General features: G+C 57.0%; 11 protein-coding genes. All 11 read left to right on the top strand.

The genetic code is table 11. The features are described 5' to 3' along the window. Positions 1-9 precede the first annotated feature (9 nt). Genes dxs through ACO5Z0_RS08155 form a run of 11 tightly spaced genes read left to right on the top strand, consistent with a single transcriptional unit; the run spans position 10 to position 13,315 of the window. Complete coding sequence (gene dxs / locus ACO5Z0_RS08205; RefSeq protein ID WP_485649897.1) at positions 10-1,911, top strand: 1-deoxy-D-xylulose-5-phosphate synthase; 1,902 nt, start codon at positions 10-12, stop codon at positions 1,909-1,911. Next, positions 1,892-2,734: a TlyA family RNA methyltransferase gene (locus tag ACO5Z0_RS08200; protein ID WP_485649896.1), complete on the top strand. Its 843-nt coding sequence runs from the start codon at positions 1,892-1,894 to the stop codon at positions 2,732-2,734. Before dxs ends, ACO5Z0_RS08200 begins: the two co-directional genes overlap by 20 nt. Then, a complete protein-coding gene (locus ACO5Z0_RS08195) occupies positions 2,722-3,576 on the top strand; it encodes an NAD(+)/NADH kinase (protein WP_485649895.1) in 855 nt (284 codons plus the stop codon). The genes ACO5Z0_RS08200 and ACO5Z0_RS08195 overlap by 13 nt, the downstream gene beginning before the upstream one ends. A gap of 51 nt (positions 3,577-3,627) precedes the next feature. Continuing rightward, positions 3,628-4,083: an arginine repressor gene (argR, locus tag ACO5Z0_RS08190; protein WP_442675855.1), complete on the top strand. Its 456-nt coding sequence runs from the start codon at positions 3,628-3,630 to the stop codon at positions 4,081-4,083. Between the two features lie 10 nt (positions 4,084-4,093). Further along, entirely contained in the window at positions 4,094-5,800 is a 1,707-nt protein-coding gene (recN, locus tag ACO5Z0_RS08185) for a DNA repair protein RecN (protein ID WP_485649894.1), read from the top strand. Positions 5,801-5,810: 10 nt separating this feature from the next. Beyond that, the gene (locus ACO5Z0_RS08180; RefSeq protein ID WP_485649893.1) at positions 5,811-6,359 is read left to right on the top strand and encodes an NUDIX domain-containing protein; all 549 of its coding nucleotides are present in this window, start codon (positions 5,811-5,813) and stop codon (positions 6,357-6,359) included. 13 nt (positions 6,360-6,372) lie between these two features. After that, positions 6,373-6,999: a site-2 protease family protein gene (locus ACO5Z0_RS08175; protein WP_442672295.1), complete on the top strand. Its 627-nt coding sequence runs from the start codon at positions 6,373-6,375 to the stop codon at positions 6,997-6,999. A 5-nt stretch (positions 7,000-7,004) separates the two neighbouring features. Further along, positions 7,005-7,727: a segregation and condensation protein A gene (locus ACO5Z0_RS08170; protein ID WP_485649892.1), complete on the top strand. Its 723-nt coding sequence runs from the start codon at positions 7,005-7,007 to the stop codon at positions 7,725-7,727. Then, positions 7,727-8,380: an SMC-Scp complex subunit ScpB gene (gene scpB, locus ACO5Z0_RS08165; protein ID WP_485649891.1), complete on the top strand. Its 654-nt coding sequence runs from the start codon at positions 7,727-7,729 to the stop codon at positions 8,378-8,380. Before ACO5Z0_RS08170 ends, scpB begins: the two co-directional genes overlap by 1 nt. 56 nt (positions 8,381-8,436) lie before the next feature. Beyond that, the gene (locus ACO5Z0_RS08160; RefSeq protein ID WP_485649890.1) at positions 8,437-10,923 is read left to right on the top strand and encodes a U32 family peptidase; all 2,487 of its coding nucleotides are present in this window, start codon (positions 8,437-8,439) and stop codon (positions 10,921-10,923) included. Between the two features lie 16 nt (positions 10,924-10,939). Further along, on the top strand, positions 10,940-13,315 hold the full coding sequence (locus ACO5Z0_RS08155) for an endonuclease MutS2 (RefSeq protein WP_485649889.1): 2,376 nt from the start codon (positions 10,940-10,942) through the stop codon (positions 13,313-13,315). Positions 13,316-13,326 lie beyond the last annotated feature (11 nt).

Below are 13,326 nucleotides of genomic sequence, written 5' to 3'. Positions count from 1 at the left end.
CGGATGGATATGGGACAGCTACTGGAACACATCAATGAGCCATGTGAACTGAAATATTGTACGCTCGACGAGCTTTCTCAGTTGGCGCGGGAACTGCGCCGTGAAATTATTGACACGGTTTCTCAGACGGGCGGGCATCTTGCGCCGAGCCTCGGCACGGTGGAACTCACGCTTGCCCTGCACAGGGCGTTCGACTGTCCGCAGGATAAAATTATATGGGACGTCGGACATCAAGCCTATGCGCATAAGATTTTGACAGGCAGGCGCGAGGCGTTTGCCGGACTGCGCCAAAGAGGCGGCATCACGGGTTTTCCGAAGATGGATGAAAGTATCTTCGATGCTTTCGGTACGGGACATTCGAGTACGTCGATCTCCGCCGCCTTGGGCATGGCGGCGGCGCGTGACATCGCGGGAGAGCATTACCGTGTTGCGGCGGTCATCGGCGACGGCGCTCTGACGGGCGGCGAGGCGTTTGAGGGACTGAACAATGCGGGGACACAGGGGCGCGATCTCATCGTCGTCTTGAACGACAACGGCATGTCGATCGCACCGAACGTCGGCGCAATGTCGGAGTACCTGTCACGTTTTCGCGTTGCGCCCGGTTATCACCGTGCGAAGCAGGACATCAAGAATTTTCTCAAGAGCATTCCTCATATCGGTGAACGCGTCTATCGCACGGCGGAGCATATCAAAGACGGCGTGCGTTCGGCACTCGTGCCCGGCGGTCTCTTCACCGATATGGGGTTTCACTACATCGGTCCTTTGGACGGGCACAACATCGCGCTCCTGCTCGATGTATTTGAACAGGCAAAGCAGCTCAAAGGACCGCTGCTCATTCACGTTGAAACGTGTAAAGGCAAGGGCTATATGCCGGCGGAAAAAGCGCCGGACAAGTTTCACGGCATAGGCAAATTCGATGTTGCCGCTGGAACGGCGTTCAAAAAGGTGGGAGCAAAGCCGACGTATACGAGCGTATTCGGCAAGGCGCTGCTGGAAGTCGCCGCACAGGATGCAGATGTCGTCGCCATCACGGCGGCGATGCCCGACGGCACGGGACTGCGCGCTTTCAGTGAGAAGTATCCCTCGCGCTTTTTCGACGTGGGCATCGCCGAGCAGCATGCCGCGACGTTTGCCGCAGGTCTTGCGGCGGCGGGCAGGAAGCCTGTGCTCGCGCTCTATTCGACGTTTGCCCAGCGTGCTTACGATCAGATCGTGCATGACGTCTGTCTGCAGAACCTGCATGTCGTCTTTGCGCTTGACCGCGCGGGTTTCGTCGGCGAGGACGGTGCGACGCATCACGGCATCTTCGACTATTCCTATTTGCGTCATTTGCCGAACATGACCGTACTCGCTCCGAAAGATGAGAATGAGCTTGGACGTATGCTCAAGACGGCTCTTTCGATGGAAGGTCCCGTCGCGCTGCGTTATCCGCGCGGAGAAGGACTTGGCGCAGCTCTTGAAGAGCCGTTTACGCCACTCAAAGATCTGCGTGCGGAGGTCATAGAAGGGCGCGGTGAGATCGCTCTCTTAGCGGTCGGCAGTATGGTTGAAGCCGCAGAAAAGACAGCGGAGCTTCTAAAAGGAGAAGGAATCGCTGCCGCCGTCGTTAATATGCGTGTCGTAAAGCCTTTGGATATGGAGCTTCTTTGTCACATGGCGCACGAGAAAAAACTGCTCGTGACGATGGAGGAGAATGTGCTTGCGGGCGGCTTCGGCTCCGCTGTTCTCGAATCGCTGGCAGATCGAGGGATTTTTGTGCCCGTCGTGCGCTTTGGCATCGGCGATGTTTTCATCGAGCAGGGAAAGCCGCAGGAACTTTTGGAAATCGCAGGGCTTTTGCCCGAGCAGATGGCAAAGCGTATCCTAGAGGTGTGGAAGGGAGCGGAACACGGTGGCGAAGGAGCGGCTTGACATTTTGCTCGTCGAGCGCGGTCTTGCTGCAAGCCGTGAGCGTGCACGCGCGATGATCATGGAAGGACGCGTGCTCGTTGACGGCAAGAAGGTAGAAAAGGCAGGGATGGCGGTAAAAGCAGATGCAGAGTTTCGTATTTTGGGCGAGGATCTGCCCTATGTGAGCCGCGGAGGCTTGAAACTTGCGAAAGCTATGCAAGTCTTTTTCCTCGACCTCACGGGCAAAACGGTGGCGGACATCGGCGCTTCGACGGGCGGCTTCACTGACTGCGCCCTGCAAAATGGCGCGGCGAAGGTCTATGCCATCGACGTCGGTTACGGGCAGCTTGCATGGAAGCTGCGCACGGACGCGCGTGTGAGGAACATGGAACGCACGAACATCCGTCATGTAACTCCTGCGATGCTCGGCGAACTCGTTGACTTCGCGTCCATCGACGTCGCTTTCATCTCACTCGCGAAGGTTCTTCCTGCTGTGCGTGCGTTACTCAAACCGCACGGTGAGGTCGCGGCGCTCATCAAGCCGCAGTTCGAGGCGGGACGCGAGAACGTCGGCAAAAAAGGAGTCGTGCGTGCACCGAGCGTACATGAGGCTGTTATTCGCGATGTCTTTTTTGCCGCGCAGGAAGCGGGATTTTGCGTCAAAGCCCTATCCTATTCTCCCGTCAAGGGACCGGAGGGCAATATCGAGTACCTTATGCACCTCGTATGCGCGGGCGAAGGAACGTCTTCTTTATGCGATGTTTTGGAAGAAGAGATCATTGCTGTCGTGCGGCAGGCACATCAGGAATTGGACAAGCAGGCAGGGATCAAATGTTTACGATAGCGGTTTTTCCCAATGTGACAAAGGCGAATATCCGGGCGATTCTTGAACGCGTCCTCGCGTTCTTTGCGGACAAGAAAGATGTCTGCGTCTTGCTTCCGTCAAAAGAAGCGGCGCTCTTGGGGCACGAGGAGTTCGGCGCTCGAAATATCAGTCAGCGCTCCATTGACATGGCGTTGAGCATCGGCGGCGACGGCACGCTCTTGAATGTCTGCCGCCGCGTCTATGATCAATGCGTTCCTGTCTGCGGCATCAACTTCGGTACCGTCGGCTTTCTCATCGACATCGAGCTTGATGAGATTGAGACGAAGCTGCAGAAGATCCTTGACAAGGAGTATCGCATCGAAGAGCGCTTGATGCTTTCGGGTTACGTCGTTCATCGCGGCAGGAAGAGTTACAAGGGCAGCGCCGTCAACGACATCGTCGTGACGAAAGGCGGCATGGCGCGTATGCTGCGTTTCGGGCTTTCCATCAATGATACTTGCATCGCGAACTATAAGGCAGACGGCTTGATCGTTTCGACGGCGACGGGATCGACGGCATATTCGCTTTCCGCAGGCGGTCCCATCGTGAACCCGCTCGTCAAGGCGCTCGTTCTGACGCCTATCTGCCCGCATACCTTCGATATTCGCTCGATGGTGATATCGGAGGATGATACGATTCGTATGCGCATCGAGGCGGGGCATCCCGACATTTTCATCACCTTTGATGGACAGAAGTCGCATCAGATCGCCGATGAGGATGAAGTGATCGTACAGAAAGCGAAAAATCCCGCGCGTATCGTGAAGTTTGGCGACAAAGACTATTATCGCACGATGAAGGAAAAGCTCTGGGGGCATCCTTGAAATGTATGTCGAGGAAGGTGTTGTGCTGCTGAGAGAATAGGAGGAACGGGCATGAAGCTCAAGCGTCATGCAGTCATTCGCGAGATCATCGAAAACTCGCCGGTGGAAACACAGGAGGACTTGGCGGCGGCGCTGCGCGCACGCCACATCGACGTGACGCAGGCGACCGTGTCGCGCGACATCAAGACTTTGATGCTCGTCAAAGTTCCCGCAGGAAACGGTCGCTACCGCTACGCATTTCCCAAAGAGAAGGGGGCGCTTTTATCGAAGGAGCGCATGGCGCGTCTCTTTTACGATTCTGTTGTTTCGCTGGATTACAGTGAGAACATCGTCGTCGTCAAGACGCTGCCCGGCACAGCGAATGCGGTCGCCGCCATCTTGGATCACATGCCGTGGCAGGAGGTCGTCGGTACGGTGGCGGGCGATGACAGCATCATCGTCGTCGTCAAGCCAAAGGAAGCTGCGCCTGAGATCGTGCGGCGCATGGAGAATTTCTTCGCTGAGTGAGAGGGAAATCATGTTAAGGACATTGATGGTTTGGAATTTTGCTTTGTTGGAGCATGTAAAAATCGAATTTGGCGCAGGTCTGAACATCTTGACGGGCGAAACAGGCGCGGGTAAGTCGATCCTCATAGACGCCCTGGGCGCAGTCCTTGGCAGCCGTCTGGCGGCGGCTGCTATACGAAGCGGCTGTGAATGGCTGCGCGTCGAGGCGGTGTTTGATCTTGAGGGGCAGGCGGCTTTGAAGGCGCTCTTAGAAGAGCAGGCGATCCCTGTTGAGGACGATGAGCTGATTATCACACGCCAAGTCTCGCACAAGGGGAAAAATTCCGTGCTTTTGAACGGCTGCCGCGTGACACTCACGCTGCTGAAGGAGCTGGGCGCACATCTCGTCGATATTCACGGACAGCACGACAACCTCGCTCTCTTGCGTCCGGAAAATCAACTCGTGCTGCTTGACAGTGCAGATGCACAGATCGAAAAGCAGCGCGGCGTCTATCAAAAGAGCTTTGCCGCGTGGAACGACTGCAAGAAGCGCCTCAAAGCCAAGGAAGAGGAGGCAAAGAGTACGACGGAGCGCCTTGACCTTTTGCATTGGCAGGAAAAGGAGATTGAGGAAGCGGCGCTCAAAGATGGCGAAGATGAACGCATTGAGGCAGAGATTCGTAAGCTCTCAAATGCCGAGAAGATATCCGGCTTCGTCGAAGAGTCGTATACACTCTTGAACGGTGAACTGGGCGGTAAAGCGCTGAATGTTCTCGCGGCTCTGAGCAAGGTCAAGAAGAATTTGGAATCGCTCTCGCGCTTCGGCAGCGAGTTGGACAATGCCTGTAAGATGGTGGAGAACGCTTACTGTGACTTACAGGAAGCATCGTATGAGATTCGCGATTATGGCTCGGATATGGAGTTCGACCAGCACAGGCTCGATGCGCTCGAAAACCGCATGAGCGTCATCGACAAATTGTGCCGCAAATACGGTGCGACGGCGACAGACGTACTCGCGCATCTGGCGAAGGTCAAGGACGAACTGCAGCGCATTGAGAACTATGATGCCGACGTCGAGGACTTGAAAGTTGCGCTCAGGCAGTCGGAAACCGCTCTGAAAGACGAGGCGAAGAAACTCACAAAACTGCGTGCGGCAGCGGCGAAGGAGCTTTCTTCGCGCATCGGTGAACAGGTCAGGGAACTTGGCATGGCGAAGGCGCGCTTTTCCATCGCACTTCGTGCCGCCGACTACGGCGCAACGGGGGCGGATGACATCGTCATGCTCTTTTCAGCAAACGCAGGCGAGAAGGAACAGCCGCTGCAGGATGTCGCTTCGGGCGGCGAACTTTCGCGCGTGGCGCTCGCCGTCAAGGCGGTATCGGCGGCAAACGACGATTCACCGCCAAGCATGGTGTTCGACGAGATCGACACAGGCATCGGCGGCAAGACGGCGCGTATGGTCGCCGAACGCATCGCTATGGTTGCGCTGCATCGCCAAGTCCTCTGTATCACACATTTGCCGCAAATCGCCTGTATGGCGGATGCGCACCTCTACATTCATAAGGAAACACAGGGAGAGCGCACCTTGACCGAGGTGCATCTCCTCACAGAGGGCGAGCGCATCAACGAGATCGCACGCATGGCGTCGGGCAGCGACATCACGGCGGCTGCGCTTGACAACGCGCGGGAAATGGTGGATAATGCTAGAATTAAGCGTGCAAAAATCAGCCGCAGATAAAGGGGAAGCCATGTACGAAGATTTATTGGAAAAAAAGAGCAAAAGCGAGAGCATCTACGATGGTGTGCTGCTTCATGTCAAGCGAGATACCGTGGTGCTGCCGAACGGCAAAGAAGCCGTGCGCGAATGGGTCAAGCACCCCGGCGCCGCCGCCGTTTTGCCCATCTTTTCAGACGGCACGGTGCTTCTCGTGCGCCAGTACCGCTATCCGGTCGGGCGCGTCACGCTGGAGATTCCCGCCGGCAAACTCGATGCTTCGACGGAGGATCCGCTCGCTTGCGCCATGCGCGAATTGTCAGAGGAGACGGGCTACACGGCAAAAAGCTATGAAAAGCTCACGACAATCGGCACGACCGTCGGCTTTTCGGATGAGTATATTCATATCTACGCCGCGCGTGATCTGCAGGCGGGTGAGCAGCATACGGACGACGACGAGTTCATTCACGTCGTCAAGATGCCGCTCGAAGAGGCGGTGCAGCGCGTGAAAAAAGGCGAGATCTTCGACGCAAAATCTGTGACGGCGATTCTTTTGACGGCACTCAGAGAAGCGAAAGATTGACAGGGGGCAGTGTATGTTTGGTTCTGATTTGATGTGGTTTATCGCGGGCATCCCGGGCATTCTGATCGCGATGGTTGTGCACGAGTATTCCCATGCGCGCGTCGCCGTCGCTATGGGCGACATGACGCCGCGCCTCATGGGACGTCTTACGCTCAATCCCAAGGCGCATATCGATCCCATCGGACTTTTGATGCTGTTTATCGTGCATTTCGGCTGGGCGAAGCCCGTAATGGTCAATCCGCGAAACTTCCGCGACATGCGCAAGGGCGAAATCCTCGTGGCTCTGGCAGGACCGGCTTCCAACCTCGTCGTGGCATTTTTGACCATCGTATTCATGCTTCTTTACGCGAGACTCGGATTGCCGACCACGGATGGTTTTTTCACGGTCATGGATTATCTTGTTATCATCAATATCAATTTTGCCTTGTTCAACATTCTTCCGTTGCCGCCGCTCGATGGTTCGCGCGTCCTCATGACGTTGCTGCCGGGACGCTGGGCGTATGAGATCATGCGGTTGGAGCGCTATACGTTCATCATCCTCATCGCCCTCTTCGTCATCGGTCCCTTTGGAAAACTTCTGGCGATGGCGTCTTTGAAGATTCGCTGGCTCATGGTTCACTTTATGGCGCTCTTTTTTTAACCGGCATGGACAAGTACACGGTAAAGCTCCAAGCCTTTGAAGGGCCGATGGATCTTCTCATGCACCTCATTGAGAAGAACAAGATCGATATTTACGACATCCCGATGGCGGTCTTGACCGAGCAGTATATGGAATACCTCGGGCAGATGCAGGAGTTCGATATCGAGGTAGCGAGCGAGTTCATCGTCATGGCGGCGACGCTTCTGCAGATCAAGTCGCGCATGATGCTGCCGAAGCCGCCGAAAGAAAAGGAGGCGGAAGAAGAGGACGACCCGAGACGTGAGCTGGTGGAGCGCATCTTGGAGTATCGTTGCTTTCGCCGCGTCAGTGTGGAGCTTGACGGTCTCGCCGCGCTGCGGCAACGGGTATTCGCCCGAACCCCTACGCCGCTTCCGGCGCGTCGTCTGCCTCCTGATAATATGTCTGTCGCGCTCTTAATCGACGCTTTTCGCATCGCTATGGAAGTGCGAGAGGAGATCACGATACCGAAGGCTCTCGTCGCACCCGACGCTTACAGTATCCAGGGAAAAATGGAGGATATTCTCGTGCTCCTTGACCACGGCGGCGGACAGATCCCGTTTGCCGCTGCGTTTCCATCGGGTACACGCGCGGAGCTTATCGTGTCCTTTCTCGCGCTGCTGGAGCTTATCAAGCTCCACTCCGTTGTGATTCGTCAAGGCGATCTTTTTGGCGATATTCTTGTTTGTCTAAGGACGAGTGATCCCTGATGTTTATGGAAGAAATGCAGGCTCCGTTGGAAGCGCTGCTTTTTGTACGCGGCGAGCCGGTGACGGCGGCGCAGCTTCGAGAGATCTTGGAGATCGATGAGGAGAGTTTTGCCGAGCTTCTTGCGCTCTACGAAAAAACATTGGAAGAGCGCGGGAGCGGGCTCATGCTGCATCGCGTAGCCGGCGGCTTTCAGCTTGTTACGCGTCCCGCGTGCCATGCCTATGTGCAGAAACTCACAGAAGTGCAGGATAGAAAGCTCTCGACGCCGACGTTGGAAACGCTCGCCATCATCGCTTTCAAGCAGCCGATCACGAAGCAGGAGATCGAGCATATCCGCGGTGTGCGCGTTGAACGAGCCATGCAGAAGCTCTTGGAGATGGAACTCGTCGAAGAAGTCGGCAGAAAGCCTGTGATCGGACGACCGATTCTCTATGGCACGACGGATGTATTTCTCAAGTGTTTCGGACTCAACGAACTCAGTGATTTGCCGGCTTTGCCTGCGTTGGAAGAGGTGGCGAAAGAGGACGATGTGCAGATCGAGCTGATCGCCGCCGATGGTGCAGCGCAATGCCGGGAAGAAGAATCGGCGGAAAAGTCTGCCAGGGACTTGGTGAACGCTGAGAATCTGGATGAGAGATTACAGAAGTATTGATAAGATGAAGTCGCCCGGATTTGCATAGATGCACTGGGGCTTTTCGGAGGAAAAAAGTGGTTGAATTACTGGCGCCGGCAGGAAGCAGGGAGGCGCTCACCGCCGCTGTGGAGAGCGGCGCTGACGCTGTTTATCTGGCAGGCAATATGTTCGGCGCACGCGCTTATGCAGACAACTTCGATGAGGACGGGCTGCGAGAAGCGATCGGTTTCGCGCACAGCCGCAATGTGCGCGTGCATGTGACGGTCAATACCATCGTGCGTGACGATGAGCTGGCGGCGCTCTCGCACTACCTTCGCTTTCTTTACGAAGCGGGGGCGGATGCGGCGCTCGTGCAGGATCTCGGCGCTTATCGCCTCGCGCGGCAGGCGGCTCCTGATCTGCCGCTGCACGCGAGCACACAGATGACCGTACACAACCTTGAAGGTGTGCTCGAACTGCAGGAAATGGGCTTCGAGCGCGTCGTGCTTTCGCGTGAGCTTTCGCTTGAGGATATACGCTATATCACGGCGCACAGCGACGTGGAAATCGAAACTTTCGTGCATGGGGCGCTTTGCGTCTGCTACTCGGGACAATGTCTGATGAGCAGCATGATCGGCGGCAGGAGCGGCAATCGCGGCCGCTGTGCGCAGCCGTGCCGCCTGCCGTATACGCTCGTCGACGAAACGGGAGCGGATGTGCTGGGCAAGGCAGCGGGGCAATTCCTGCTGTCGCCCAAGGATCTGAAAACCATTGAGCTTTTGCCGGAGCTTTTAACAAGCGGCATCGCATCGCTGAAGATCGAAGGGCGCATGAAGCGGCCTGAGTACGTCGCAGTCGTTGTTGATGCCTATCGCCGCGCCATCGACGCCATAGAGGCGGGCAAGGCTCTGCCGAGCATCGCTGACGATGAAAAGGCGTTGGCACAGATCTTCAACCGCGATTTCACGACTGCCTACCTCAAAGAGCGGCCGGGGCGTGCGATGATGAGCGATTCGCGTCCGAACAACCGCGGTTTGCTCGTCGGCCGCGTTCTTTCCAACGACAGAGCGGCGGGACGCGTGACGCTGAAACTCTCGGGGGATTTAGCAGAAGGCGATCAGTTGGATTTTTGGGTCAAGGTCGGCGGCAGAAGAGCGGCGACGGTCACGGATCTGCGCGACAAAAAGGGGCGCGTCTCCCTTGCGGCAAAAGCGGGTGAGGAGATCACATTGTCTCTGGATGCAGCTGTAAAGCCGCATGATCGCGTATTCAAGGTGTTTGACGCGCAGCTGATGGAAAAGGCGCGCGGTTTTTTTCGCGCAGGCGCTCCCGTGCGGCGCGTCTCTGTGGCGGCGCATGTGGGCGTGCGTCTCGGCGCGCCGCTTGTCATCTCTTTGCGTGACGCGGACGGCTTTACGGCGGAGGCGGCGACGGAGTTTCTTGCCGAGCCGGCAAAGAAGCGTCCGCTGGATGCCGCAGCCGTGGAAAAGCAGCTGCGCCGCATCGGCACGACGATCTTTTCGCTGGATGAAGTCGCGTTGGATATTGTGCCGGGCGTGATGGTTCCCCTCAGCGAAATCAACGAAGCGCGGCGCAAGGCATTCGCTTTGCTGCAGGAGAAGCGCACGGTGCGCTGTCCGCGTCCGGCTCTGCCCGTCTTTCGTTATGAAAGACCGCTCGCGCAGGTGAAGGGCAAGGTTGAGGCGCACGTCGTGGCAGTGACGGATACGCTTGCCGGCGTACATGAGGCTCTGCGTGCCGGAGCCGATGAAATCCTCTTCGGCGGTGATTCGTACCATCATCGTCAGATTCCTCTGCGCGACTACGAGGAAGCGGCGCGGCTCGCACACGACATGAAGCGGCGCGTCGTGTTCAATACGCCGCGCCTTGTCGTGTGCCGCGACATGACAGCGCAGCGAAGGCTTGTCGATGGCTTTGTGCGCCTTGCGCCCGATGCCGTCAGCGTCCACAATATCGGTATGATCCGCCTCGTGCGCGAGGCGGGGCTGAAATTCCATGCCGACGCATCGCTTCCCGTTGTCAATCATTTAGCTCTTGCGGAGCTTGCAGATCTCGGGGCGAGCCGCGCCGTACTTTCGCCCGAACTTACGTTGGAGCAGGCGGCGTCGCTCGCGTCATGCGCACCTTTTCCCGTCGAGTGTATCGTCGAGGGAAATCTTGAGCTGATGGTATCCGAATATTGCGCGCTGGGCAGTTTTCTCGGCAGCGCAGCTTCGGGCGCTTGTTCGATGCCATGCTGCAAGGGGAAGAAGCGCTACGCCCTCATGGATAGGAAGGACATGCAATTTCCGCTCGTATTCGATCAGTCATGTCACATGCACGTCCTCAACAGCAAGCGGCTGACGATGCTGCTTCATGCGATGGAGTTCGCGCCGCGCGGCATCTCGTTTCTGCGCATCGACGGACGTTTTATGGATACGGCGGAGTTTGGCAGGCGCGTGCGTCTTTACAAGGAATGGAGCCGTTTTTCGGGTAAACTGCTCAAAGAGCAGGAGGACTATCTGAAGGAGCAGGAGGGCAAGGATACGACGCGCGGTCACTACTTCCGCGGCGTACAGTAGGAGATAGAAATTGTTTATGGAAAAGGAAACACTCGACACGCTTGAATACGATAAGATCCGCGCGATGCTTGCGGCGAAGGCAGGCTCCGTTCTTGGAAAGGAAAAGGCGCACGCTGTTCTTCCTGCAAGTGATTTTGACGAGGTTGCGGAGCTTTTGCGTGAAACGGAAGAGGCTGTGCGTTTGTCGGCATTTTCCTCGCCGCCGATGGGCGGCGTTTTCGACATGCGCGAGGCGTTGACAAAAGCCGAGCGCGGCGCCGTGCTCGATCTCGGCGATTTTACAGATCTTCTGAGTACGATGCACGCCATGCGAGCCGTCAAGCACTTCTTCAAGGGAGTAGAGCTGGATGCACCGCTCCTCAAGGAGCAGGCAAAAGGCATCGAGGTTCTTGGACAGCTTGAGCGTCGATTGGAAAACAGCGTCGATGAGCACGGCAGCTTGCTCGACGACGCAAGCGTGGAACTTTCGCGCATCCGTCGGGAGCTTCGCTCGGGCAGGCGCAGAGCGAAGGAGCAGATGGACGCTATCCTGCATCGTACGGAGTACCAGAAATTCTTTCAAGACGCCATCGTTACACAGCGCGGTGAGCGCAACGTCATACCGATCAAGCAGGAGTATCGCCAGAGCTTCCCGGGTATCGTCCACGATCAGTCGGCAAGCGGCGCGACGCTTTTCATCGAGCCTTTAGCGCTCGTTGACCTCAACAACGACCTCAAGCAGCTTGCGCTTGCCGAGAAGAATGAGGTGCAGCGAATCCTGCGGCTCCTCTCGCAGGAAGTCGGCAGAAACAGCGCCGTTCTGCAGGAGAATTGCGCCATTCTCGCTGCGCTGGACTTCATCTTCGCACGCGCGAAGCTCGCCGTAGAGATGCAGGCGACGAAGCCCGCGATCAATCGTGAGGGCAGGACGAAGCTCCTCGCCGCGCGTCACCCGCTGATTGAAGCGGCGAAGGTCGTGCCCATCGACATCAAGATTGGCGAAACGTATCGTATGCTGCTCATCACAGGTCCCAATACGGGCGGCAAAACAGTCAGCTTAAAGACGCTCGGTCTCTTTGCGCTCATGGTGCAGTCAGGCTGTTATATTCCCGTCGCCGCAGGCTCGGAAATTTCCGTCTATCCGAACGTCTATACAGTCATCGGCGACGAGCAGAGCATCGAGCAGAGCCTCAGCACGTTTTCCGCGCACATGTCGCATTTGATTAAGCTGTTGGCGTGCGTCGAAAGAGATGACCTCCTGCTGCTTGACGAAATTGGTGCGGGAACCGATCCCGAGGAAGGTGCCGCGCTTGCCGTGGCTATCCTTGAGCAGTTCCTCACGCGCGGCGCCACGACGATCGTGACGACGCATTACTCGGAGCTAAAGACCTTCGCTTTTACGCGCGATGGCATCGAGAACGCTTGTGTGGAATTTGACGTTGAGACATTGCGCCCGACGTATCGCTTGCTGACAGGTATACCGGGCGCAAGCAACGCCTTTGCTATCAGCCGTCGTCTCGGTCTTTCGGAGGCGACGATTCTGCGTGCGCAGCAATTCATCAAGGCAGATCACGCGCAGTTCGAGCAGGTCGTCAATCAGCTCGAAAGCGAAAAGCGCATGTACGAGCAAATGAATGCCGACGTCTTGGAACGACAGCAGCGCGTAGCGAAGCTCGAAGAAAAGACGCAGGCGCTGAAAGATGAGATTCGAGAGAAGAAGGAGCAAATGCTCAAGAAGGCGCGTCAGGAGAGCGCATCTCTCGTGCGGCGCACGCGGCGTGAAGCGGAAGAAATCATCAAGAGTCTCAAGGAGCAGTTCGACGATCTCGGCATAGAGAGCCGCCGCCGCGCCATGCAGGCAGCGCGTGAGAAGCTGCAGGAAGCGGCGGAGCGCTCACGCACAGGACTTCTTCCCGGCAAGGCGTACAAAGAGAAGATCGACATGAAGAAGCTCGCCGTCGGCGATGTCGTCTATGTGCGAAAGCTCGACAGACAAGCGACGGTGCTCAAAATCCAAGGCACGAGCATCGAGGTGCAGCTCGGCAGTCTCAAGACGTGTGTCAAGGCGGGCGACTGCCGCTTCGTCGAAAGAGCGAGGAAGGAGCCGCCCGCCGCCTCGACAGGCGGCGCTAAGAAAAGCGCCGGCAGTTTGCTGCAAAAGACGGCGAATCTGCACCGTGAGATAGACGTGCGGGGCCTCATGGTCGATGAAGCGGAGCAGGCGCTTGGCAAGTTCTTGGACGACGCCGTCATCGGCGGTCTGGGGCAGGTGCTCATCATCCACGGCAAAGGCACGGGCGCACTTAGAAAAGGGATTCATGCGTATTTGAAACGACATAAAAGCGTCCTGCGCTTCAATTTCGCCGATATCAGCGAGGGCGGCACGGGAGCGACGCTCGTCGATTTGCAGTAGAGGCTGCAAGG

The sequence above is a fragment of the Selenomonas sp. genome (genome assembly GCF_057272215.1).
The sequence above is the reverse complement of the archived record's forward strand: the minus strand, read 5'-3'. Positions and strand labels throughout refer to the sequence as shown.

Bases quoted from the DNA above. Each gene is read 5' to 3' on its own strand.
- ACO5Z0_RS08170 (WP_485649892.1), top strand. From the start codon at position 7,005: ATGGACAAGTACACGGTAAAGCTCCAAGCCTTTGAAGGGCCGATGGAT.
- scpB (WP_485649891.1), top strand. From the start codon at position 7,727: ATGTTTATGGAAGAAATGCAGGCTCCGTTGGAAGCGCTGCTTTTTGTA.
- ACO5Z0_RS08155 (WP_485649889.1), top strand. From the start codon at position 10,940: ATGGAAAAGGAAACACTCGACACGCTTGAATACGATAAGATCCGCGCG.
- dxs (WP_485649897.1), top strand. From the start codon at position 10: ATGGGACAGCTACTGGAACACATCAATGAGCCATGTGAACTGAAATAT.
- recN (WP_485649894.1), top strand. From the start codon at position 4,094: ATGTTAAGGACATTGATGGTTTGGAATTTTGCTTTGTTGGAGCATGTA.
- ACO5Z0_RS08180 (WP_485649893.1), top strand. From the start codon at position 5,811: ATGTACGAAGATTTATTGGAAAAAAAGAGCAAAAGCGAGAGCATCTAC.
- ACO5Z0_RS08195 (WP_485649895.1), top strand. From the start codon at position 2,722: ATGTTTACGATAGCGGTTTTTCCCAATGTGACAAAGGCGAATATCCGG.
- argR (WP_442675855.1), top strand. From the start codon at position 3,628: ATGAAGCTCAAGCGTCATGCAGTCATTCGCGAGATCATCGAAAACTCG.
- ACO5Z0_RS08175 (WP_442672295.1), top strand. From the start codon at position 6,373: ATGTTTGGTTCTGATTTGATGTGGTTTATCGCGGGCATCCCGGGCATT.